The organism is Pleionea sp. WD8-19, assembly GCF_055326765.1.
In genome coordinates this window covers 44,561-69,887 of record NZ_JBUZOU010000020.1, presented here as the reverse complement: position 1 = coordinate 69,887, position 25,327 = coordinate 44,561, and the positions used below count along the sequence as shown (strand labels likewise).

The following is a 25,327-nucleotide window of genomic DNA, read 5'->3' as shown; positions in this document are numbered from 1 at the left end:
GCAAAAGGCATTGGCACTCAATCCGCTGGCTTCATGTTCGGCAAACAATTGCAACCATTCTTCTTGGGTTCGCTTAATCATGAAATGTCTCCTGGCTAAAAGTTCAGGAGAGTAAGAATTAATTTTACTTATGGATAGGTGTGTTTTGCTGGACGCTTACAATATTACTTCTACATCGTATCAATACGATGTGAACGGTATTCGCATTGGAAAAACCGAAAGCGGAGAAGTCACACACTTTATTGTCGATAACAACCAAGCCTATGCTCAAGTGATTGCGGAAACGGACAACACCCGCACCGTTAATAAAGAATACATTTTTGGTGATGACCTTATCAGTCAAACGCACAACAACCAAAGCCATTACTTTATGGTGGATGGTTTGGGAAGTACCCGAAGTTTAACGGACAGCACAGGCAATATCTCGGATGAATATTTTTACGATGCGTTTGGAGTGACGCTGGCGCAAACCGGCACTACCGATAACGACTATTTATACACTGGCGAGCAGTTCGACCGTGCGTTGGATAATTATTATCTAAGGGCTAGGTATTACGACCAGGATGTGGGGCGTTTTACCCAGATGGATACTTGGATGGGTAACTCACAAGATCCTATAACGCTCCATAAATACTTGTACGCGAATGCGGATCCTGTAAATGGAACAGATCCATCTGGAAATATGACACTGAATGGTTTAATTTCCGGATTGAATAATTCTGTTTCACTAGCTCTTACTAGTGTTCGCTCTGGTTTTGCCATTTCTAAGTCAGTAGGAGGCTTAGCGATGAGAAACCTCGGGATGGTTGTCGAAACCACAGTTGCTAGAATTTTATCTCATCAAGGACTTGCATATAGAGCCAATTACGTTCTAGTTGGCGAGGGTGGAAGACGAATTGTGGACTTTTGGGTGAGAGCTGGGAATCAAATTGCTGCTTTAGAGGTTAAATACCAATTACCGGCGAGAACTGGTGCTGCATTAACTAGATTAGTTAATCAAATTAGAACTTATTCTACAGCCCAACAAGCTGTTCAGAATAATGCTCAAGTAGTATTGTTTACTTTTAAAGCGCCTTCACCAGCCCAAATGGCGTTGTTAGAGCGGCAACTTGGGCCTAATGCGCCTTTTGTACAGCATGTACATGGGCTCATGGGACTAGTACATTGGACTAGATTTTTCTTTACTGGAATGCCTTAACGAAACTTATTGAGGATTGTATGAAAAAAGAATACACGAAGGTTCTTAAAAAGAGCTTTACACATAAGCTGGCAACATTGCTACCAGACTTTAAACTTACTCGTATAAAATCTGACTATGTGTTTCCTGGTGAAATAGTGTTTCGAAATATTTTAAGTGAATCTCTGCATTTATTTATCATTTTAATTCCAAACCCAAAAGATGATGAGTTCTATGTAGAATTGGCGTGGTCTCATAAGGGAAGGTTTCCTGAATTGGCTGGAAGACCATGCGACTTGGACTTCACTCCTTGTGGCGCTCTAGAGTATTCCGCTAGGTTATCTTATATCGTAGACAAAAGTGATTCTTTTTGGAAAATACCTAAAATAAAATGTGATGATCCTTTGCAGGAGTTAATAATTAACAATCAAAAGCCAACAGAAGATGAAGCAATCACTCGATTAGAACCTCTGATAGACGACTGCATTAGAAAAATACAGGAATATGGAATTCCTTACTTAGATAAGTACTCGAAAACAGCTTGAGTTGAGTGCACGTAACTATTTTTTCACTTTGATCAGCAGACCGAACACGTTTCACCGGAATAGGTGTTCCGGTTTGCCCTGGAGACCTTTGGGGCCTTATTAATCATTTGAGGATAGTCCAGAAATTAATAAATTAAGTCGGGACAGCCATACCTTAAAGGTTGAAGTTTTATATCTGTCAGGCAGTAAAAATTATTCAGCAGTCGTTAAAAGTTTAGCTTTTTGTGAAAAATATTAGTAATAGTTGAATGAACGACGATGAAATGAGGTGTTCGCTCTGAAATTAATTAAGTCGGGACAGCCATACCTTAAAGGTTGAAGTTTTATATCAGTCAGGCAGTAAAAATTATTCAGCAGTCGTTAAAAGTTTAGTTTTTTGTGAAGAATACTAGTAATAGTTGAGTGAGCGACGGTGAAATGAGGGTTTCGCTCTGAACTCGAATGCAGGAACGCATCAGCGTCGGGCTGATGGAAGTGATGTTTTGTACTGAATTCGTTTCAGGTATAAAGCTTTCGGCTAATCCCAATACCCTTAATAAACTTCTGCTCAATGCTTTCGATGTAGTGCGTTAAGGAAGTAGGCGAGCCCACAACATTTAAACCGGCAATGTCATCTTTACGGCGCATCAGCTTTAAGAAGCCGTCAGGCTCGAGATTGAGGCGCTTTAAAATGGGAGGCAAGTTGCTTGGAATATAACCGCGTTTGTCGTCTCGGATAATACGACCGGTGGTATCGACCAAATCAAAATAATCTTGAGTTGAAAATGAAAAGCCATGTTGATGCGCAGAGTGCTTCGATAGTGTGAGTGGCATAAGCTTTACTTTGTTTTCAAGCGGCTGGTTTTTCTTTTGTTTGATGCGTTGCTGAATGGAAGTGAAGTCCGATTTTTCTGGTGTTCTTGCCATATTCGCACGAATGGGATTTAAATCAACATAAGCCATGGCGGTTAAAACAGCGGCCTCGTCGAGCAAAGCTTGTGACTTGAAACGTCCTTCCCACAAATTGTGTCTGGAACCGAATTTGAACATCGAAGGAACGACGATGGCCCGAAGGGTGAGCGCAATGGACTGCGCGAATAAAACCTACCAGTACAGTTGTCTTCTTTATTGGCTTCGCGAGCCAAGTGCTCATTTAACAACCGCATAAACCAGGAAATATCCATCAGTCTTTGACGCCAGCTTTCGATAATATCCTGAGCCATTTTAGATAGGGCGGGTGTGGTTTCTTCTTTTAGATACCGCTGTACGAGAAGTGGAATTTTACAAACGCGCTTCCAGCGACGAACAACGTTGGCTTCACTCCAATCTCTAGCTTTTTCAACATCGACACGTAGAACAACGTGATAATGATTGGACATAACCGCATAACTGGCCACTTCAATAGCGAAGGTTTTGGCCAGATAGTCCAACCGTTCCACCACCCAGTTTTTGCGGTGTTCAAAGCTCTTACCGGTAACGGAGTCCTCTCCGCAGAGAAAAGCGCGTCGAACACAGCGGGCGATGCAATGATAATAGGAGGTTTGATTTAAATCGATGAGCGTATTTCTGGCGCGTGTCATGGTGTTATGTCCGTATAATTCACTTAAGTCCTGCAAGTAACTTAATCAATTTGCACTTGTTGGTCAAGGTGAAATCTGTGATTATTGGTTTTGAGCTGTGGGTGTCCTCAAAATATTCGATAGTGGAAATATGACTCTACTTGAGCAAGGAGTTGCTATGGTTGGTTTATCGGTTTTAACTACTATGGCAGTTCATAATGCGAGCAACGCTTTTAGTTTGGATAGAACCGGAAGTCCCGGTTTTGACGGTGTTCTTACAGACAAAGAGCGAGGGCTTTTAGAGTTGCTTACTATGGATACCGCTACTAATTTATTCAATCTAGTTTTTAAGGAAAATGGTGAATCCGATCGACAAAAGATGGAAAGAATTAATAGTACTCCTATTCCTGAGAATGGAAATGGACCATTTAAAGTTTTAACTAGGTGTCACGTTAAAAGAGCTGGTTCCGGTGAGCCATCGATTGGGTTTGTTGAAGAAATTGGATTTGGTATTACACTGCCAGCAGCTGTAACAGCTGCTCAAGCGTCAGCTAACTCAAGGTGTGTTAGTGGCACTCAGGCTAGGCATTGTAAAGCAAGACAATGTTAGAAAGGTAAAAGATCAATTCCATGTCCCAGAGGAAATAATTAATATATAGTGATCGTTTAAAATTTGAGGTGTATGACAATAATGGATAAAGAGTATTTTTTCACAGCTACATCTGGAGAGCTGATATTAAATATGCACTTTTTTGATCGAGACGAAGTTGATAGAGTTTACTTAAATTTGGTATTTGACTTTGGAGGTGAGCGCCAAAGATTGGAATGTGAGTCATTAGGTTACTGGCTATTAGTTAGCGATGTGATTAAATTTCGAGATGCCATTCAAAATAATAACTCTGACATATCTCTTCTAAGTGATAGTAATGAGATGGTATTCAAAATTACTAGATTAAAAAATAAGTTAAGTCTAATTCATTGTTCCGCAGAGAACGGTTTAAGCAATTTTGAATTGAGTATTAGTTTGAAAGATACTTTTCTGGGTGAGCTTAAAGAAGGGTTAAGCCACTGGCACTTTTCTTCAGGTTAAGTCGGGACATCCATACCTTATACGTTGGCACCCACCGGACATCGCACACAAATTGAAGAGCTGAGTGGTCGCACCTCGATTTATTCGCACGATAGTTTGTATCGGCTGGAACGCGAAACCATTCTCGACCCCATCAACGGCAACTATGAAGCCGAATACCGGTTCGATAAAACCGTAACCTTGATTAAACAGTTTTACTTGACCACTACAATCGCATCGAATCAATAGGATGTTTCGTATTGTAAGGAAACTTAAATATACGAGACTTACGAAATTTTTAGAGCCAATCAAGTCGATTTTTAGATGCTCTTGCAGTTGTTTAACAGTGTTCATTGTTAAAAGTTGGAAAAGATAGGTGCGGTTTAATCGCTTAATAACGGATCTGCATAATAATTTGGATAATTGAACATGAATAGAAAAAATTTACTAGTAATCATCGTTGTCATATTGTGTACGACTTACTTGTTCTTCAAACCAGTTACTTTTAAAAGTAACGAAACAGTCACAATTGATGGCCAAGAAAAAACGGTTAAATTAAAGGCAGCGTCTTCTAGAAGCAAGGAGGGTATCAAAAGTGAGCCTGCTAATGAGGAGTCAGATCAAACCGTTGAAGATAAAATAAACTGCATTAAAAAGATAGAGTATGACCTAGACCCCGAATATTTATATTTGATGGAAAACACTGAAGTAATGTCTCAAAAAATGCTTGAACTGGATAATGCTTCGGTGAAATTGTTTGCTTACTATATCGGAGCAGGAAAGGTTAGCAACTCTGAATTGGATGCGTACAAAAAAGTGCTTTTAGACGTTGAAAATGAAGGCGGTCGATTTTCTAATTTTAGCCGTATTCATCGACTTATTTTATGTACAAACAAAACTCTAAAGTGCAGCCAGAATGAAGTGGAAGTGCTTGGTGAAAAACTGCAGGCGGATGGGCTTGCTAATTTACTCATAGCGGCGAGTTACTTGGAACGTAAAGATTTTTCAACGGCGAACAATTATATCGATCGCTATTTATCTTCAACCATTCACACTAATCACCATGCATTGTTCATGAGTTTGGCACATCAATCACTCAGTTCGATAGGGTACGACAATATAAATCTTAACATGACCCTAGGCGCTGGAATTGCAGCTGCAACGTTAAAGAACTATCCAGCTACGTTTATTCAACTTTGTTCAAATCTTGAACTTGAGTACAGCGCTTTGCTTCAATGCCGAGATGTTGGCAGAAAGCTTACTTTGTTTGCCCCTACATTATTGGATCGGAATGTAGGATTTGCTCTTGAAAGAATGGCATTAAAAGCTTTAGACAATGCTGAGCAAACACAAGAGTTTCAACGCAAAGAAATTGCAACAGATAAGTTCTATAAATATGCCTTCCTGTTACCTCAACTCCTAGAATACGATACTCATTTGGCTTATTTTGTGTTTTCTCAATATGAACAGTACGATGAGATAACAGCGCAACGTCGAATTAACAATGAAGTAGACCGGTTGCTTCATGATGAAACATTTCAACCCTGTAAGGCGCTTTAATCGCTTAAAAGGTTAAGTAAAATAACCGTTTTACCTATGCCTTTTTTCACTTAAACTAGTTGCTCTAGTCAAAAAACAATGATTAATATTTAGCCGATGTCAGCTCCTTTTGTTCATCTCCGTCTACATACTGAATACTCCATGACCAATGGTTTGTGTCGTATTAAGCCATTGATACAGAAATGCAAAGCGCTGGGGCAACCGGCACTTGCATTGACCGATCAAAACAATATTTGCGGTTTGGTGCGATTTTATAACGAAGCGCAATCCAACGGTATTAAGCCCATTGTGGGTTGTGATGTTTGGGTGCACTGCGATGAGTTAGGTGATGAGCTCTTTCGAGTGGTGTTGCTGTGTCAAAACGACGAAGGGTATACCAACCTCAAGCGTTTGATTTCTAAAGCCTATACGACGAACCAAAAGCGCGCTGTACCCATTATCGAACGAAATTGGTTTAAAGAGTGGAATGACGGACTGATTGTGTTATCAGGCGGTCGGCAAGGCGATGTTGGTAAGGCCTTACTCGCTAACAATATGCAACAAGCCGCACAGTTGCTGGGCTTTTGGAATCATTACTTTCGCAACCGGTACTATTTGGAGTTGCAACGTACTGGGCGAGAAAACGAAGAAGATTACATTCATGCCGCAGTAGGGTTGGCACAAGGATCTTCAACGCCCGTTGTTGCCACCAATGATGTGCATTTTTTAGAACGTGACGATTTTACATCACATGAAGCTCGTGTTTGTATCGGTATGAGCCGTGTACTGGAAGATCCGGATCGACCCAAAAACTACAGCGAAGAGCAGTACCTGAAGTCGGCAGAAGAGATGATGGAACTGTTCTCCGATATTCCTGAGGCGATTGAAAATACCGTTCAGATTGCCCAGCGCTGTTCGGTCGAGCTGAAGTTAGGGACTTATTACCTGCCTAAGTTTCCAACCGGTGACATGGATGAAGCCGAATACCTCTGTAAAGTGAGTCGCGAAGGACTGGAAGAGCGACTGGATGTTTTGCTTGATCGCAATGCACCGGACTTTGATGAAAAACGAAAGCCTTACGATGAACGACTCGAAATAGAACTCAATGTAATCAATCAAATGGGATTTCCTGGCTACTTTTTGATTGTTGCCGACTTCATTCAATGGGCCAAAGATAACGATGTGCCGGTTGGCCCTGGGCGTGGCTCGGGTGCTGGCTCCTTAGTGGCGTACGCATTAAAAATTACCGATTTGGATCCTTTAGCTTACGATTTACTTTTTGAGCGGTTTTTGAATCCCGAGCGGGTATCGATGCCCGACTTTGACGTCGATTTTTGTATGGACGGACGTGATCGCGTTATTGATTACGTCGCCGAAACTTACGGCCGTGATGCCGTTTCGCAAATTATCACTTTTGGCACCATGGCGGCTAAAGCGGTTGTAAAAGACGTAGCGCGAGTGTTGGGAAAACCTTACGGACTTGCCGATCGACTGTCGAAATTGATTCCTCCTACACCGGGAATGACTCTGGCCAAAGCGCTGGAAGAATCACCCGAATTGGTCGACATGCTGGAAAAGGACGAAGAAGCGCAAGAAATTTGGGATATGGCTAAGTCGCTCGAAGGCATCATTCGTCAAGCCGGAAAGCACGCGGGGGGCGTGGTTATTTCACCAACAACGTTAACCGACTTTACAGCCATTTATTGTGACGAAAACTATTCCGGACTGGTCGCACAATTCGATAAAGACGACGTTGAAAAAGCCGGTTTGGTAAAGTTCGACTTTTTGGGATTAAAAACGCTGACCATCGTTGATTGGGCGATGGATATCGTGAACGACTTAAGAAAACAAAAAGGTGAAGAACCGCTCGATATCAACCTCATTCCGCTCGAAGATAAACCGACTTTCCAATTGTTACAAGCATCCGATACTACGGCAGTTTTTCAGCTTGAATCGCAGGGCATGAAAAACCTGATTGATCGATTGCAGCCGAGTAATTTTGAAGACATTATTGCTTTGGTGGCTCTGTTTCGCCCCGGTCCTTTACAGTCGGGCATGGTGGACGATTTTATCAATCGAAAACACGGTCGAGCAGAGGTTTCATATCCTCACCCAGATTATCAGCATGACTCTTTAATACCGATTTTAGAGCCCACTTACGGCGTTATTGTTTACCAGGAACAGGTCATGCAAATTGCGCAGGTTTTGGCGAATTACAGCCTTGGTGGTGCCGATTTGTTACGTCGGGCGATGGGTAAAAAGAAGCCGGAAGAAATGGCCAAACAGCGCTCGATTTTTGAAGAAGGTGCGAAAAGTTTGGGCATCGATCCTGATCTGGCGATGAATATATTCGATTTGGTGGAAAAGTTTGCGGGTTACGGGTTTAACAAGTCGCACTCTGCTGCTTATGCACTGGTGGCTTACCAAACCGCATACTTAAAAGCACATTACCCAGCGGCGTTTATGGCTGCGGTAATGTCTGCTGATATGGACAATACCGACAAGGTGGTGACCTTTGTAGATGACACCATTCGGCACGGTATTAAAATTATGCCGCCGGATGTTAACAAAGGCGAATACAAATTTACCGTAACCGATGAAAACACCATTATTTATGGAATTGGTGCGATTAAAGGCGTCGGTGAAGGCGCGATTGAAAGTTTTGTAAAAGAGCGAAACGAAAACGGGCTTTACACCGATCTTTTTGACTTTTGCCGAAGAGTGGATTTACGAAAAGTCAATCGACGCACTTTAGAAAACCTGATCAAAGCCGGCGCGCTTGATAACCTTGGCCCTAACCGAGCCGTATTAATTGCGAGTTTGGATGAAGCAATTAAAGCTGCCGATCAACAAAACAAAGCCGCCGCTATTGGACAAAATGATTTGTTCGGTGACGCCTTCACTGCCGATCAATCCACTGGTGAGCTCAACTGGGCAAAAGTGCGACCTTGGCCGGAAGAACAAGTGTTGCAAGGTGAGAAGGAAACGCTTGGGCTTTATCTTACCGGTCATCCGATTGATCGTTACCTGCCAGAGCTGAAAAACTTTGTTTCTAATCGCATCAATCAAATTCAACCAACGCGTCGTGGTGAAAACGTAAAAGCGGCCGGATTGATTATTGATGTGATGGTGCGCACCAATAAACGAGGTGAGCGATTTGCCATTGTCACCATGGATGATAAAAGCGGTCGAATTTCATTATTTGTTGGCGCCAACATTTACGATCAGTACAAAGATATTTTGTATAACGATAACATTATTATTGCGGAAGGTGATGTTAAGTATGATGATTTTAGTGGCGGCAACCGCATCAATACTGTGCAAATTTTTGATTTTGTAAGTGCTCGCGAACAATATGCGAAATGTTTGAATATTGAGTTAGATGATAACAAAGCTTCGCAAAATATTGCTGATCAATTAGAGCGATTCATTAAACCGAGTTTAAACGGAAAAACACCCATCAAATTTATTTACACCATGAATGGACATAAAGTCGATATTCGTTTAAATGACGAATGGCGCGTTCAACCAACCGATGATTTGATATATCACTTGGAAGGTATTGATGGCTGTGAGAAGGTGGAGTTGGAGTATTGAAAAAGTAAGCTGGCATGATTTAACCGGCTTACTTTTTCTCGTAAGTTTTACCTCAAATACTGACCAGCCAAAGCAACAACCGGTGCACCGGTGGGTTTATCGTGTTGCCAATCGCCACTTTCTACTCCGCTTCCAGCAATATCAATGTGGCAATATGGAATGGGATGCTCTGAACGATGGCCGTGATCGTCAAGGCCAGACGCCAAACACAAAAATGCCATAGGGAATTGATGGCCGCGTGCAATGGAAACCGAAGGTCCATTGTTGGAGGATAAAACATCATCGGCTTCGCTGCGGTTTTTAATAATTTTCCAGTCTTCACGTCTTGAACGACTGGTTTCGCCGCAGTCGCCCCATAAATCACCCACCTCAGCTAGTTGCGCTCCCGTTTTTGATTGCAATGAAGGACCATTGTCGACATATAAAGAATAGGGTCCCACCGTTAATGCAGCATGGCCAGTCAGAGTAGCGATGGTGAAAAGTTGCGGATTGACTTCGGATTGCGCTTGTTCGCGGAAATGCGAAAGGAGATCGCACATCACCAGGCGACCCTCAGCATCGGTATTACCAATACGAACACGTTTACCTGAATGTGCGGTAATAATTTCATCGGCAACAAAAGCGTCAGAACCAATGCTGTTACGAACCGCGCCAATATAAGCAACCACTTTTAACCCTTTGGGCTTGAGTTCGGCAACGGTTTTTACAAAACCTGCAACGGCCGCTGCACCACCTTTATCACGGCTCATACCAGCCATGTGTCCACCGACTTTTAAGTCGGCACCGCCGGTATCATAAGTGACGGCTTTACCCACCAGCATTAATGTTTTTTCAATTGGACCGTCGCCTTGATACTCGAGTTTAATGACTCTCGGTTGATGGCGCTCAACACACTGTGAAGCTCGAGCAACGGCGGCGAGTAACGGATATTTGGCTTCGAGCGTTGTGCGACTTGATTCTACTGTTACCTTAACCGCAGTATCGCGAAAGGCATCGTTGCAATAGTCCGCGAACATCGGTGGAGCCATTCTTTCGGGCTCCGTTCCGCACAGATCGCGTGCGAGTCGTCGACCGGTTTCTACTGCGCTTAAATATTCGATATCGAGTGAGTTGTTCGGATCGTAAAGTCCGATAGACTGAACCGTTTCCAGCTTTTCTTCACCGATGACTTCACGTGCTTCTAAGGGTTTCCACAGCCCTTGGCAGGCTGAAAGAAAAGCAACCGATAGCGCATTTTGAAATGGCGCTTCTTGGGGTACACCATCAATGACCAGAACAGGGTTAATTGCTCCGGCGTCTTTAGCCATAACAATTGCCGCTTTTGCTGTGTCACCAAAGTTTCGGACGTCATCGCTGTCTTTTCTCAAGTCGCCCGTTGGTGCATGGATTAATCGTTTTCCTGGGCATTTGTCGTGCTGCAACAAAACCGTTTCTTTTCCAATGCGATGATCAATGGCTGAGGCCTGGATCAAAAAACTATTAATGGACGAATCGATTGTGAATTCTTTTTGCGATGATACGATGATTAATGCGTCGTAATGCCCATGATCGTTCATCAATTGATTGAAATCGGTAACAGTGACCGGTCTTGGAAAGGCCATTTTGTCTCCTGAAGTTTTTGTTTTAGTGCTGATAAAACTAATCGTAGTAAAAATGAATTACAAGTATAAAGAAAGGGAAGTGAGAATAATTGATGAATGAAAATCGCTGCGTAGCAAAAGAGCACTACGCAGCAGCGGTTAAAGTTTATACCTGTTTGAGTTTCCAGTGGCCTTGCTTGAATAGCCAAACACCGACCAAAGCCATTAAGGATTCGGCAATGGTGATGGATAAAAATACTCCGATAGGGCCAAGAGCGAATACTTTTGCCAACAGATAGGCCAAGGGTATTTGGCACATCCAGTAGCAGAAGAAATTGATCTTGGTGGGTGTCATGGTATCGCCTGCGCCATTAAATGCTTGTACGACAATCATGCCAACCGCATAAAAACCATAGCCATAACTGATAAAGCGCAAACAGTCGACCCCACTACGCAAGGCTTCCGGATCTTGTGTGAAGAAACCCACAATCGCTTCAGCAAAAGTGATGAACACCAAGGCGACGGTTATCATAAAATACACGTTGTATTTTGTGATTTGCCAAACGGAGATTTCTGCGCGTTCGGGTTTACCCGCCCCCAAATTCTGCCCAACTAATGTGGCGACTGCATTACTCAAACCCCAAGCGGGTAAAATAGTGAAAATAATTACCCGAATCGCAATGGTGTAACCGGCAACGGCGGCACTGCCATAAGTCGATACGATTCTCACCAAAACAACCCAGCTTGCGGTTGCGATTAAAAACTGCAATATGCCGCCAACGGAGACTTTTGCAATTCGTGCGAGTATTTGAGGCGCAAGATTCAAATGTGGCAAACGCACTTGAACTCGACTGGACTGACCAAACAAATGATACAGCTGATAAATCACTCCAATACCTCGACCAATTGTTGTTGCCACCGCAGCACCGGTAACTCCCATTTCTGGAAAAGGGCCGACGCCGTAAATCAATAAAGGATCGAGCACAATATTGATTCCATTTGCGAGCCACAGCGAACGCATGGCGATGGTGGCATCTCCTGCACCACGAAAAATAGCGTTGATCAAAAACAGGTAAAGAATGGTTATAGAACCGCCCAGCATGATTGCGGTATAAGACTGGCCTTGATTGATCACTGATGGATCGGCGCCCATGGCGGCCAGAATATCGGGTGCGAAGAAAATGCCTGTGCTGCCTACGACAAAAGCGACCAATAAGCCAGCCCACAGTGTTTGGCCGGCAACTAAGTTGGCGTCTTCATTTTTCTTTTCTCCAATTCGTCGAGCAACCATGGCAGTAACGGCCATGCTCAATCCGATAGCGATGGCGTAGAGTAACGTAATGACCGCTTCTGTCAGTCCAACAACCGCAATTGCTTCTGCTCCTAGCCCGGAAACAAAGAAAATATCAACGACCGCAAAGATGGATTCCATCGCCATTTCCAAAACCATAGGAACAGCCAGCAAAAATGCAGCTTTGCCAATAGAACCTTGCGTTAAATCGTATTCAACATTGCCTTTTAAAGCTTGCTTGAATAAAGCAAACCATGATTGTTTGTTTTCATTGTGATTTGTCATATCAAAATCCTTGATTGCGACGAATAACGGATTTCGCCGGCTTAAATTTTTGAATTAATAAAGAAAGGATGTTGGGCTAAGCTGATAAATAGCGCAGCCAACCACTCCGAATGTTCAGAGTCTCGATTGAGTCTTCGCGGAGATTGCGTTGTTAGTTAACGCGACTATTGCAGAGAACAACCGAGAGACAGGACACTTCATCCAGCTGAACGATGACAGGCAAATTGTTCATGGGTTTGACCTCGGTTGTGAAAAGTGCCGACAAGATGCCACCCGTTTTTAATGTTGTCAATGAGTAAATGATTTCAAAGGTGAAGTCGTGATGACCCGAAGTCGAAAGACATCATTGTTAACAGTTCATTCGAATCTATTCTGGCGCTTTGGTCGTATCAAGGTTGTGGAATACTATTTTTTGGTGAAATAAACCAAAACACCCAAATGCATGCTGAATCAATAATCTAAAAACGCATATAAATCAACAAGATAGACTGTTGGCATTAAATATGCTCTCTTGAGCAAAGTTGTTTCAGGCCGCCATGACGTTTTTAAAGTGAAAGTGCAGTGACTGACTCGTAAGGATCTGAAGCGGCAAATTTGGTTACAAACTAGGGTTTGTATCTAAGTGAATTGGTGTTGTATATATGTATAACACAGACTTAACCTGAAACTGAATTTTACGTGAAAATGGAAAAAGTTATGAAAGCTTCGTCTTTAGTGTTATCCGCAATGACTGTGTTACTGCTTACCGCCTGCAGTAACTCTGGCCAAGATAAGGATGCAGACAATAACAAAGAAAAGAAAGAGCAAGTTGCGGTACCTGTTGAAGTCAGCTCAGTGGTGCGTGGTGATGTGAATGCGATTTATTCCAATACCACGTCACTGGAAGCGGAGCAGGAAGCTACTGTTGTTGCTAAGTCGAGTGAAATTATTACCAAAATTTTGGTAGAAGAAGGCGACTATGTTGAAGCGGGTCAAGTATTGGCGCAACTGAATACCGATCGTCTTGAACTTGAATTAAAACGTTCAGAAGCTAACTTACGAAGGTTGAAAGCGGAGCTGGAAAGAAACAAGCGCATTTACGAAAAGAAAATGGTCAGTTCCGATACTTACGAGCGCTTAAAGTTTGATTACGAAGCGCAAATGGCCGCTTTTGAATTGGCTAAATTGGAACTGACTTTTGCAACCATCGTTGCTCCTATTGATGGTGTGGTTTCGGAAAGATTGGTTAAAGTAGGCAATATGGTAAGAGCGAACGATCCTTTATTTCGGGTTACCGATTTTGATCCTTTGCATGCCGTAATTCATGTGCCCGAAAGTGAACTGCATAAGTTAAAGGTGAAACAAAAGGCTTGGGTGAGTGTTGATGCGCGAAAAGGCAGTCAGTTCCATGGAGAAGTGATTCGTATCGCACCAATCGTTGATGCAACCAGCGGTACATTTAAAGTGACCGTTGAAGTAAACGATCCTGAGCGACTACTGAAGCCGGGAATGTTTGGTCGTGTCGGTATTATTTATGCTAACCATTCTGATACCTTACTGGTTGATAAAAACGCTTTAATTGCAGACTCGGAGGTTCCATCGGTTTATGTTGTAAAAGATGGCCTTGCAAAAAAACAGGAAGTGACAACGGGCTTTGAAGACAGTCTTAAAATTGAAGTACTTGGTGGATTGAATGCCGGCGATCAGGTGGTGATTGCAGGACAAAACAGTCTGAAAAATGACAGTAAGGTCGAAGTACTCAATGCTGGAACAGCAAAGTCTGAATTGGCTAGCACCGCCAATAGTGTTGATTAATTAAAATTAATAAAAATAGAATTGCAAATGCTGACGTGCGTAAGTGGACTGCAAAGATTTATTAACCACGTTTAATGCACACCATTCAGTATTTGTATTTGGCTTTTCTCCTTTTTACGGAACTTCCTGAATGAGTTTGACTGCTTCTATTGTTGATGTTTCTACCCGGCGCCCTGTCACCGTTTCTATGTTTACTATCGCATTGCTTATTTTTGGCTTTGTGTTATTAGGTCGTTTAGGGCTAACGTTGCTACCCGACCTGTCTTACCCCAGCTTAACGGTTCGAACGGAATACCCAGGTGCCGCACCGGCAGAAATTGAAAACCTGATCACCAAGCCTATTGAAGAGTCGCTCGGTGTTGTTAAAAATTTAAGACAAATTCGTTCCATATCTCGTGCAGGACAGTCGGATGTGTTGTTGGAATTTAATTGGGGCGCCGATATGGGAATGGCGGGCTTGGATGTTCGAGAAAAGCTTGACATTGTGCAATTGCCACTCGATGTACAACGGCCCAGTTTATTGCGTTTTAATCCATCGTTGGCGCCAATTGTTCGATTATCGATGTCGGGAAAGCAAAGTGATGGTTCGGTGACAAATCGATTGTTGAACGAAGCTGAGTTAATCGAATTACGTCGGTACGCTGAAGAAGAAATAAAACGACGATTGGAGTCTATTGAAGGTGTTGCGGCTGTTAAAGTCAGCGGTGGCCTGGAAGACGAAGTACAAGTGCTGGTGGATCAGCAAAAGTTGAGTCAGCTAAATCTTTCCATTGAGCAGGTCGCGGGTCGATTAAAAGCCGAAAATGTGAATTTGTCTGGCGGTCGACTGGAAGAAGGCAGTCAGCAGTTTCTAGTACGTACTATCAATCAATATCAATCGGTTGATGAAATTGCCGGTTCCATAATTTCATCACAAGACGGAAAACCCATTTACCTGCGTGACATTGCCACCGTTCAACAAAAGTACAAAGAGCGAGAAGCCATTACACGACTTGATGGCATAGAAGCCGTGGAGATCGCCATTTATAAGGAAGGCGATGCCAATACCGTTACGGTCGCCAAACGACTGAATTCTCGATTGAAAATTATCAAAAGCAACCTGTCAGAAGACAGAGTTTTGCAAGAAATTTACAATCAAGCCAACTTTATTGAGCAGGCAATTAACGAAGTTATCTTTAATGCGATGCTTGGTGGTCTGCTTGCTATGATCGTGTTGTATTTGTTTTTGCGAAACTTTAAATCAACGTTGATCATATCGTTAGCCATACCGATTTCTGTCATCATCAGTTTCAATATGATGTACGGCTTCAACATTACCATGAACATTATGTCATTGGGTGGATTGGCACTGGCGGTAGGCTTACTCGTGGATAATGCTATTGTTGTACTGGAAAATATTGCCAAGAAAAAAGAGTTGGGTATCGACAGCGTAACTGCAGCAAGACAAGGTACGCGAGAAGTTGCTGGTGCTATTTTTGCAGCAACCATGACAACCATTGCGGTATTCCTGCCTCTTGTTTTTGTTGAAGGAATTGCAGGACAACTGTTTAGTGATCAGGCGCTTACGGTTACTTTTGCTTTACTGGTTTCGCTGTTAATGGCACTGACGTTTATTCCAATGGTTTCTGCGTCTGGCGCGCATGTGTCGCGTATGACGCCTGCTGTGCCACAGTCTTCATTGCAAACCGAAGAACGCCTATGGAAGCGAATACTTCTGGCGCCGCTCAGGTTTTTATTTTTTGTTGTGCCCAGGTATTTACTTGGTAGCGTGCAAATTGTTGCAGCTGCCGTGAGTAAAAGTATGCGTTATTTATTCCTGTTTTTAGTTGTGCCCTTTAACTTTGTTTATCAGGGATTAGAAAAAATCTATCGACGACTGCTAAATCAATCACTTCAACATAAAGTTTTGGTGCTGTTCATTGCAATCCTCGCTTTTGGCTCCAGCGTGTTATTAGTAAATCGTATTGGTGTTGAGTTGATTCCCGCGTTGTCACAGGGCGAATTATTAATTGAAATCAAAGCGCCTTCAGGTACACCGCTCGATCAAACAGACCAAATTATTCAGAAAGCGCAACAACTCGCGAGTAAAGTAGAGTATGTTGAGCGGACCTATTCGGTAGCTGGCACCGGAAATCGTTTGGACTCCAGTCCGGAAAAAGGGGGCGAGTACCGCGGTGAACTCAATGTGGTCATTTCAAAACCTGTTTCTGGTGAAAAGGAGCAGCACGTTATTCGGGCGTTAAGAGAGAGACTGCAACAAATTCCAGATGTTGAAATTAATATCGAAAAGCCGGCGCTGTTTACGTTCAAAACACCATTAGAGGTGGAAATCAGTGGCTTTAATCTTGATAAATTAAAGCAACAAAATAGTCGATTAATCCAATTGATGTCTGAAAGTGATCGCTTCAGTGATATTAAGTCAACCATTCAAAAAGGGCATCCCGAGGTTCAAATTAAATTTGATCATCAAAAGGCCGCTCATCTGGGATTGAACGTCCCTGACATTGCGAGAAAAGTAGTTACTCAACTGCGCGGAGACGTGGCTACTAAGTATGCGTTTCGAGATCGAAAAATTGATGTGTTGGTTCGCGTTCAAGAAAAAGATCGATCCTCGGTAGAAGATATTCGAAAGCTGATTATTAACCCGCAATCTGAGCGGCCCATTACTTTAGATGCCATTGCAGATATTCACGTCGCCATTGGACCGAGTGAAATTAATCGTATTTCGCAGGAGCGCGTTGCCATAATCAACGCTAATCTAAATTACGGAGATTTGGGAGAAGGTGCTGCTGAATTACAACAGCTCATCGACCAATTACCAAAGGTTAAGGGCGTTGAAGTACGGATTGGGGGGCAGAACGAAGAGATGAAAGTTTCTTTTGACTCTTTAAAACTAGCACTGGCGCTGGCCATTTTCCTTGTGTACTTGGTGATGGCGTCGCAGTTTGAATCGTTATTGCATCCATTCGTAATTTTATTCAGTGTGCCTTTGGCTTTAGTTGGTGCAGTTTATGGCTTATTTGTTACGGGAACAACGATCAGTGTTGTGGTTTTTATCGGCCTTATCATGCTCGCCGGTATTGTGGTTAACAATGCTATTGTGCTCATCGATAAAATCAACCAGCTGCGAGCGGAAGGAAAGGAAAAACTTGATGCCGTTAAAGAAGCGGGTGAGGCGAGGCTAAGGCCGATTGTTATGACAACATTGACGACCACTTTGGGAATGCTTCCGCTGGCTCTCGGCTTTGGAGAAGGAGCCGAAATACGGGCACCCATGGCAATAACCGTGATCGGAGGATTGCTCGTTTCAACCCTACTGACCTTGGTAGTGATCCCTGTATTGTATTGCGTAATGGATCGCGGGGAGTAACGGTAGATGAAACTGACGCAACTCGCATTAAAACGGCCGGTGACAACCTTGATGTTCTTCGTTTGCTTTTTAGTAACCGGAGCCATGACATCCAAGCTGCTTCCTTTAGAGTATTTTCCTGCCATTAACTTTCCGGGCATTTTTATTCAAGTGCCCTATCCAAATTCATCCGCCGAAGAGATTGAAGAAACCATCACTCGACCGTTGGAAGAAGTGCTGGCGACCATGAGCTCCATTCAAAACCTATATTCAACGACAACGGATAACAACGCGCAGATTTTTTTACAGTTTGATTGGGACCAAAATGCGCGAATTAAAGGTGTTGAGGCAAGAGAAAAAATAGATGCTATTCGCAGTCAACTACCGGATGATTTGCAACGCATATTTGTATTCACAGGCGGTACCGGTGATATGCCGGTGTTGCAGTTGCGCATTTCATCAGAGCGTGATTTGTCCAATGCTTACGATATGTTGGACAGAAAACTCAAACGTCCGATTGAGCGAATCGATGGTGTGTCTAAGGTGGATCTTTATGGTGTCGATAAACGTCAAATAAAAATTCAGTTAATCGCAGATAAAGTCAGTGCTTATGGCATTGATATCAACCAGCTTGCAAGTCAACTGCAGAAAGAAAATTTTTCGTTATCCGCAGGAAGAATTACTGACGGTGAACTGCGATATCGTGTAAAGCCCTTGGGCGAGTATCGAAGCATCGAAGATATTGAAAACTTGGTGGTCAATCAGCGGGGTATTCGTTTATCGGACATCGCGGATATTGTTTTAGAGCAACCTATTCCACAAGAAGGACGGCATTTGGGACGAGATTACGCGATAGGTATGTCGATAACTCGAGAAGCGAATGCTAACTTGGTTGAGGTCGCCACTCAAGTATTGAAAACCATTGAGCAAGCGGAAAATGATCCAGCTTTTGAAGGCATAAAACTATTCACGATGGATAACCAGGCAGAGGGTGTAACTCGTTCGTTAAGAGACATCAGCATTTCAGGTATTATTGGCTTTTGCTTATCCATCATTGTGCTTTATTTTTTCTTGCGTGAAGTGACTTCAACTTTGATCGTTGCGTTGGCGGTTCCATTTTCGTTAACCATTACTCTGGCCTTCATGTTTTTCTTTAATGTTTCACTGAATATTTTATCGATGATGGGTCTGATGCTAGCAATTGGAATGCTGGTTGATAATGCCGTCGTGGTAACAGAAAGTATCTTTCGTTATCAGGAAAAATATCCGAATGATAATCAAAAAGCGATTTCGCTTGGAGTAAAAGAAGTCGGGGTGGCTGTATTTGCAGGAACAATCACAACGGCCATTGTTTTTCTTCCAAATATTGTTGGGGAAAAAGTCGACGTAACCGTATTTCTGAGTCATGTTGCCATTACCATAGTGATTGCGTTAGCGGCGTCACTGTTTATCGCATTAACCGTAATACCTCTATTGCTTTCCAAATTTAAAATTAAAAGCCGAGAAAGATCGAGCCTATGGATTAATAAGTTGATGGACCGTTACGAAAGGTTTTTGAGTTGGTCTCTGAATCATCCTGCGATTTCGGGCCTGTGTGCATTTTTAATCATTGTTAGTGTTGCTATTCCTGCACAGTTTGTGACAAAAGATAACTTTGTAGACGATACCAAGCGTAGGCTTTTTTTACCCTACCACATTGATAGTCAATACACGATTGAACGTGTGGAAGAATCCGTCAATAAAATTGAAGCCTTTTTGTATCAACACAAGGATGAACTGGACATTGATACGGTGTACAGTTATTACCGAAATGACCTGGCGCAGTCGACAATTTTGCTAAAAGATAAAGAGCACGCTACAAAATCAGTCTCTGACATTCGAAAGTTTATTGAAGACCATTTACCCAAAATACCCATTGGTAAGCCGAGTTTTGAACGTAATCGTGGTCAGGAAGAGGGCGTGAAAATTTACGTTACTGGAGAGTCGACGGACCGGTTACGGGAGTTAAGCCAGGAAGTGGCGCGAATACTGAATACTGTGGAAGGAATTTATGATGCACAATCCGAAGCGACATCGAAAGATCGTGAGCTGCAGGTTATTGTGAATCGAACCAAAGCTCAAAATGTGCAATTGGATCCGGCGCAAGTTGCGCAAATGATATCGGTTGCCATTCGAGGGCAACCTTTACGTTCCTATCGCGGTAATGATCATGAGGTTGATATTGTTCTCGAATTTGGGCAGAAGGATCATCGATCAGTAATGGATTTGAAGCATTTAATGTTGACACGCCCAAATGCCAGAGCGATTCCATTAGCAAGTATTGCTGACTTCAAGTCAAAGCAAGCATCAAATATCATTCAACGACGAAACCGGCAAACCAGTATTGGTGTTATCGCTAACCTGGAAGATGAAATCACTATGGATGAGGCACGAAAGGAAATTGAGCGTGTTATGAAAACTGTATCTTTACCCAGTGGTTATCAGTGGAACTTGGGACAAGCTTTTCAACGTGAAGAAGACACCGACAACATTATGTTATGGAATATGATGTTGGCCGTCGTGATGATTTTTGTGGTAATGGCGGCACTGTTTGAATCCATGCTGTTTCCGTTAGCCGTGATCAGTTCGATAGGCTATGCGGTTGTTGGTGTGTTCTGGTTTTTCTTTATCACCCAAACTCAATTTTCGGTCATGGCGATGATCGGGATATTAGTTTTAATGGGCGTTGTTGTGAACAATGGTATTGTTTTAGTTGATCATATTAATCACTTGCGTAGGCAGGGCATGCCAAGAAATGCCGCCATTTTGCAAGGTGGACGTGATCGGCTACGGCCGATTTTAATGACCGTGGCTACAACCATTTTAGGTTTAATTCCGTTAAGTATGGGGGATACAACCATCGGAGGTGATGCCAACTCACCGCCCTATTATCCTATGGCTCGTGCGGTTATCGGAGGATTAGCATTTTCTACCGTTGTTAGCCTTTTAATTTTGCCGACTATTTATGTGGGGCTGGATAATTTGAGTCAATGGGGGCGTAACCGTTGGCAGGAAGCTTCAAAGATAAAAGCGAAAGTGTTTGGCACGGGTATGGATACGGTTGACTCTCAACGTTGATTCATGATGCATCGGTTAGTTGAATTGACTGACATATTCTTCAATTAATTGATGCTTTTGAGGATCTTCATCCATAAAAGTGACTTTCAGTTGAATTAATTGACTGTCTGGTGTGTTTTCAGTAGCTGTTATGGATTGAATAAACCCATTGATGCGCATGACTTTCGACTCATCGTCTTGTTTAAATTCGATGTCGACTGAAACAGGCTCTAGTAGTTGTGGAATATAGTCGACGCGTTTAAAAACACCCAGACAATAATTTTTATCCAGTTGTTTTACCGCGCAACGAGCTTCTCCTTCGGGTGTACGGATTAACGCAACACCTTTCGGTAATGGTTTTTTTGGTTTCGGTTTAGAGGGTGGAGTCGTCTTTTTTCCGGTTAAAACTTCTAACGAAGACGAAGCGGTTCGCTCAGGCTCTGCCATTTTGCCTTTTATACCGTGTCGTTTTAACGCGCGTTCTACTTTTTCGGCAAATTGTTGACGATTGAAAGGTTTTACCAAGTAATCGCTAACACCTGCTTGAATGGCTTCGAGGACATACTCTTTATCCCCTCGACTGGTAACCATAATAAAGGGAAGGTCTTTGTAGCGTTTTTCCTGACGAAACCAAGCAAGCAGTTCAATACCGTTCATTTCTGGCATTTCCCAGTCGCACAATACCATATCGATGTCTTGATGCAGTAACACCGATTTTCCTGATTGACCATTATGGGCATCAAATATTTTTGCGCCGGGAAAATAATCTCGGACAAATTTTTTGATCAGGTCTCGGATCATGCTGGCATCATCGATTACCAGAATATTGAATGATTTCATGGCATGTCATTTATCGCCCGAGCGCACACTCTGATAAGTGTAGTTGATCTTTTATCAGTTAGCTTACTAGTGGCTTTTCCATAACAAAGTCATCCATCACATACCCTTGGCCAATGTCAAATACGGCTTCTTCGATAATATTGAACCCCAAAGATTGATAGGCAGCAATCGAGTTTTTATTGTATTTGTTTACGGTCAACCGAATGGTACTGGCACCTTTTAGGCGAGCGTGGTTACCAATAAATGCCATGGCTTGGCGGGCATAACCTTTTCCACGTTGGTTTGATGAGAGATAGAGTTTACTCAGAAATAACGTCTTGTCTTGCAATTGCACCGAGAAGTATCCTATCAATATTTGATTATCTCGTATTTCAAAGTAACGATAATGGTCCTGTTCGATTTGCTCTTTCATCGCACGAATACTTTGAAACTTATCGAGCATGTAGATCACCTGAGCCTTACCTATGATTGGCGTATAGTGCTGATGCCAAATAGTATTGGCGAGCTCTTCCACTTCTTTTAGCTGCTGCTCATCCGTAACTGGATTGATATTCAAAGTCATGCGAACAATTCCGCTGAAATAAAAGCGCTTATTTTAGCGATCTTATCTAAACAGGTCACCTAACAGGCTTTATAGACTATTTATATTAATACTACTTGCTTAAATAGTTGTTGTTTTGATAGTATTACTTTGTCGGCATCATCCATGTTTAGGCAGGGGTGTCTGATGGGTGATTTCCGACGGAATACCAGGATTCGAAACGTTTGACTTTCTGGTGCTTTCAGAGGTTTTGGGCACTTAGCCTCTGAAGTTAAAGTGAGCATATGATTATTCACCCTGATTTATTTGCTCACCCTCCTGGCCTGTAGCATTGAACGAGTGCTTAGCTACAGGCTTTTTTCTTTAGTGGATGAATAGATACGAAACGATTCGGATTTATTTTTATCACAAGGAGCCAAGGAAGGCGTCGTGTGAAAATGAGTGTAATGAACACTGTAGAATTGACTCATTTGAATTGTAGGTTATGCCTGATCTTGGTATTTAAATTGGTTACTGCGATATTTTCAATTGAAAGTGGTTTGAGTGCTTTTTAGAAATTTATAATCGTATGAACAGGAATATTTTAAGTCAGTCAGAGGAGTTGCCCGGATTTTGATAACGAGCATTTTCACCGTTCCGCCATTTGACTTAGTACTATGCGTTTAAGCTCAAGTATCTCGTTAGAGAGATATGTATTGTGAAATAATATCTTAAACAAACGCAATTTAATTAAATTTTCAATGTTAATTTTTCCTTATCCGAGCTAAAAATTTCTATTAAATCCAACACTCATAGGTGCTAGAATGTCCTCCAGGTGCCGTATCTACTTGAAAACTATAATAATAATTGAACAAATTTAACCCAGTTTAACGAATCGAGTCCGTTCATATGAGTGAATTGCCATCCATTGAAAGGGATAGCGAGAGTCAATACGACCTTTATGAGGATTGGAGTTCACATCCGGTTAAAGTTGCAGGTTACACCGTCGACTTTAATGAAAAAATCGTGATCACGCCAAAAGGCGAACGACGTAACATCACTCCGAACTCAATCAAGCTTTTAATTCTCTTATTGGAGAATACGAACTCCTACGTATCTGTAAATGAGGTGCATAAATTTATTTATGGGCATCAATATAAAGATGATTCTTCTGCTCGTAAGCAAGTTACGGTTTTACGGAAATTATTTGATGATACGGCAAAGGAAAAAGTGGTTATTGAGAACCGATTGGGGCATGGGTATCGGTTGGTTGCTGAAGTGGATGTTTTGGATGAAAAGGTACAAATTAATTTATCTAACATTAAAAAAAATATTCATTATTTAATTCTTTTGGTCATCGTAATTGCCTCCCTTAGTATTGTTTATAAATATTTCTATAACGACGTCATCCAATTTTCACCTAACACATTTACTGAAGCTCAAAGTCTTACCCATTTAAAGGGCATTGAATCATACCCATCGCTATCGAGTGATAACAAGTGGATGTTATTTGATTATCAATTGCATAACACTGAGATGTGGCAGATATATATACGAAATATGGAAACCGGTGAACTGATTCCACTTATCGGTAATGAATTTAGTACTCGAATGCCTCGATGGGCTAATAATGATCAAAGTATTGTGTTTAGTCAGTTTACCGATGAAGAGTGTTTTTTTAAAATTGGAACGTTTGAAAAAGATTCGCTAACCTTGAATAATATTAAGACGTTGGGAAAGTGCAGTCGAAAGTCGACGACTTCACACGCCGAAATTTGGTCTGATGGTAATGGTATGTACTTCACAACTGCGAAGACAGTCAATGAACCCTTTATCATATATTCACAATCCTTTAGTAATACTGAAAGTTGGCCAATTGCTGTTCCTCCTCCTAGTGGTAAAGGCGATTATTATTTCGCGGTTTCAAAAAATGGTAATCATTTAGCCATATTACGAAATAGAAATTGGGCTTCGACGGAAATTTGGCTCTACGATACTAAATCTCGCGAAACCAAGCTTGTTGATTCGGTCGAACTGACTTTACACACGGTTGAATGGTCCGATAGTGATAATGCAATTGTTTATAGGGACGAATTTAATAATATTGTGAAATTTTGGATTAAGACTGAACAGAAAGAAGTATTTGCAAAGTTATCCATACCGTTCAAGTCACCTATGCCGTATAAAGATGGTCTCATCGTTCAAACCGGCTCTCCACAAAATCGAGATCTAGAGCGCTTAAATTTAAAAAGTGGGGTTTCGGAACTTTACGAAAGCTCTTCACATAAAGACTTTTATCCAGCGGTATCAAAAGACGGTTCTCAAGTGGCTTGGATTTCAAACCGCACGGGGCTTTATCAAGTTTGGTATAAAAAAGGAAATAACAGACCCGTTCAAATTACCAATATTAAAAATACAATCCGGTTTACTGATTTAAACTTTAATTCGGATGGAAGTAAGTTAGGGGGTACCGCTGCAGGTCGATGGTTCATAATAAACCTAGATGATTTTTCGATAGTGTGGAGTACTGAGGATAAGTTTTTTACAAATTTTCAGTGGACGAAAAAAATAGACGAAGCATACGTTTTGTTGAAAGACATGGAAAAGTGGGAACTTATGATTCTAAATGCGAGTGATTTTACTTTATCAAAAGCGAAGACTCCAATTGAAACCTATATAGCAATCGATGTACTTGATCAGCCTATTAGCTATGTTGCAAACTTAAGGGATAAAGGTTTTTGGCGGATAAAGCATGGAGAAAATCATGCAGAAGTATATTTGCCTTTTGACGTTGCTCTCAATAGAACTTATCGGTGGGAGACTACCGAGAGAGGGTTGTATTTTGCTTCGAATAAGAAACTTTTCTTTTTACCTCATAACTCAAATAATGCGGAAGAAGTGAAGTTGAGTTCTGAGATTTACTCTTTTTCAATGCCATATCAAAATGAGTGGCTTTTATCTGTGAAAGCGAGAGAGTCTGATGTTGATTTAACATTTTTAACCAACAAGCATACGAAGTAAAGGAGAGCATTAACTTAACGGATGTCAATGGAATGATGCTGTCGAGTATTCTGTAGGCATTGTCACCGAATTTCTTGGTGTATTGT

17 protein-coding genes are annotated in these 25,327 nt (G+C 42.0%); 11 read left to right on the top strand and 6 right to left on the bottom strand.

The window, feature by feature from the left end; genetic code table 11:
- The first annotated feature begins 130 nt into the window (after positions 1-130).
- Complete coding sequence (locus ACTUJY_RS18620; RefSeq protein ID WP_463617642.1) at positions 131-1,198, top strand: RHS repeat-associated core domain-containing protein; 1,068 nt, start codon at positions 131-133, stop codon at positions 1,196-1,198.
- Positions 1,199-1,218: 20 nt separating this feature from the next.
- On the top strand, positions 1,219-1,722 hold the full coding sequence (locus ACTUJY_RS18615) for a hypothetical protein (RefSeq protein WP_463617641.1): 504 nt from the start codon (positions 1,219-1,221) through the stop codon (positions 1,720-1,722).
- A 498-nt stretch (positions 1,723-2,220) separates the two neighbouring features.
- Here ACTUJY_RS18615 and ACTUJY_RS18610 read toward each other — a convergent pair whose 3' ends face one another.
- A complete protein-coding gene (locus tag ACTUJY_RS18610; protein ID WP_463617640.1) occupies positions 2,221-2,694 on the bottom strand; it encodes a hypothetical protein in 474 nt (157 codons plus the stop codon).
- Positions 2,670-3,281, bottom strand: a complete 612-nt coding sequence (locus ACTUJY_RS18605; RefSeq protein WP_463617639.1) for a transposase — start codon at positions 3,279-3,281, stop codon at positions 2,670-2,672. The genes ACTUJY_RS18610 and ACTUJY_RS18605 overlap by 25 nt, the downstream gene beginning before the upstream one ends.
- Positions 3,282-3,438: 157 nt before the next feature.
- Here ACTUJY_RS18605 and ACTUJY_RS18600 point away from each other — a divergent pair, with 157 nt between their 5' ends.
- The 5 genes from ACTUJY_RS18600 (at position 3,439) to dnaE (ending at position 9,465) form a co-directional block, all read left to right on the top strand.
- Positions 3,439-3,870 carry a hypothetical protein gene (locus ACTUJY_RS18600; protein WP_463617638.1) on the top strand — a complete coding sequence of 144 codons (432 nt, stop codon included), beginning with the start codon at positions 3,439-3,441 and terminating at the stop codon, positions 3,868-3,870.
- Between the two features lie 81 nt (positions 3,871-3,951).
- Complete coding sequence (locus tag ACTUJY_RS18595) at positions 3,952-4,350, top strand: hypothetical protein (RefSeq protein ID WP_463617637.1); 399 nt, start codon at positions 3,952-3,954, stop codon at positions 4,348-4,350.
- 24 nt (positions 4,351-4,374) lie between these two features.
- Complete coding sequence (locus tag ACTUJY_RS18590) at positions 4,375-4,578, top strand: hypothetical protein (RefSeq protein ID WP_463617636.1); 204 nt, start codon at positions 4,375-4,377, stop codon at positions 4,576-4,578.
- Positions 4,579-4,758: 180 nt separating this feature from the next.
- The gene (locus ACTUJY_RS18585; RefSeq protein WP_463617635.1) at positions 4,759-5,889 is read left to right on the top strand and encodes a hypothetical protein; all 1,131 of its coding nucleotides are present in this window, start codon (positions 4,759-4,761) and stop codon (positions 5,887-5,889) included.
- A gap of 96 nt (positions 5,890-5,985) precedes the next feature.
- Positions 5,986-9,465 carry a DNA polymerase III subunit alpha gene (dnaE, locus tag ACTUJY_RS18580; protein WP_463617634.1) on the top strand — a complete coding sequence of 1,160 codons (3,480 nt, stop codon included), beginning with the start codon at positions 5,986-5,988 and terminating at the stop codon, positions 9,463-9,465.
- A gap of 47 nt (positions 9,466-9,512) precedes the next feature.
- Here dnaE and ACTUJY_RS18575 read toward each other — a convergent pair whose 3' ends face one another.
- Together ACTUJY_RS18575 and ACTUJY_RS18570 are read right to left on the bottom strand one after the other, a co-directional pair.
- On the bottom strand, positions 9,513-11,066 hold the full coding sequence (locus ACTUJY_RS18575) for a M17 family metallopeptidase (RefSeq protein ID WP_463617633.1): 1,554 nt from the start codon (positions 11,064-11,066) through the stop codon (positions 9,513-9,515).
- 145 nt (positions 11,067-11,211) lie between these two features.
- Positions 11,212-12,621 (bottom strand): MATE family efflux transporter, encoded by a 1,410-nt coding sequence (locus ACTUJY_RS18570; protein ID WP_463617632.1) that lies wholly within the window; start codon positions 12,619-12,621, stop codon positions 11,212-11,214.
- 696 nt (positions 12,622-13,317) lie between these two features.
- On the opposite strand from ACTUJY_RS18570, the gene ACTUJY_RS18565 reads away from it, so the two are divergent.
- From ACTUJY_RS18565 to ACTUJY_RS18555, 3 genes are all read left to right on the top strand, one after another.
- Complete coding sequence (locus ACTUJY_RS18565; protein WP_463617631.1) at positions 13,318-14,415, top strand: efflux RND transporter periplasmic adaptor subunit; 1,098 nt, start codon at positions 13,318-13,320, stop codon at positions 14,413-14,415.
- Between the two features lie 130 nt (positions 14,416-14,545).
- Entirely contained in the window at positions 14,546-17,785 is a 3,240-nt protein-coding gene (locus ACTUJY_RS18560; protein ID WP_463617630.1) for an efflux RND transporter permease subunit, read from the top strand.
- Positions 17,786-17,791: 6 nt separating this feature from the next.
- Positions 17,792-20,881, top strand: a complete 3,090-nt coding sequence (locus ACTUJY_RS18555) for an efflux RND transporter permease subunit (RefSeq protein WP_463617629.1) — start codon at positions 17,792-17,794, stop codon at positions 20,879-20,881.
- 15 nt (positions 20,882-20,896) lie between these two features.
- On the opposite strand, the gene ACTUJY_RS18550 is transcribed toward ACTUJY_RS18555, so the two are convergent.
- Together ACTUJY_RS18550 and ACTUJY_RS18545 are read right to left on the bottom strand one after the other, a co-directional pair.
- Entirely contained in the window at positions 20,897-21,700 is an 804-nt protein-coding gene (locus ACTUJY_RS18550; protein WP_463617628.1) for a response regulator, read from the bottom strand.
- A 58-nt stretch (positions 21,701-21,758) separates the two neighbouring features.
- On the bottom strand, positions 21,759-22,262 hold the full coding sequence (locus ACTUJY_RS18545; protein ID WP_463617627.1) for a GNAT family N-acetyltransferase: 504 nt from the start codon (positions 22,260-22,262) through the stop codon (positions 21,759-21,761).
- A gap of 867 nt (positions 22,263-23,129) precedes the next feature.
- On the opposite strand from ACTUJY_RS18545, the gene ACTUJY_RS18540 reads away from it, so the two are divergent.
- Positions 23,130-25,241 carry a winged helix-turn-helix domain-containing protein gene (locus ACTUJY_RS18540; protein ID WP_463617626.1) on the top strand — a complete coding sequence of 704 codons (2,112 nt, stop codon included), beginning with the start codon at positions 23,130-23,132 and terminating at the stop codon, positions 25,239-25,241.
- Positions 25,242-25,327 lie beyond the last annotated feature (86 nt).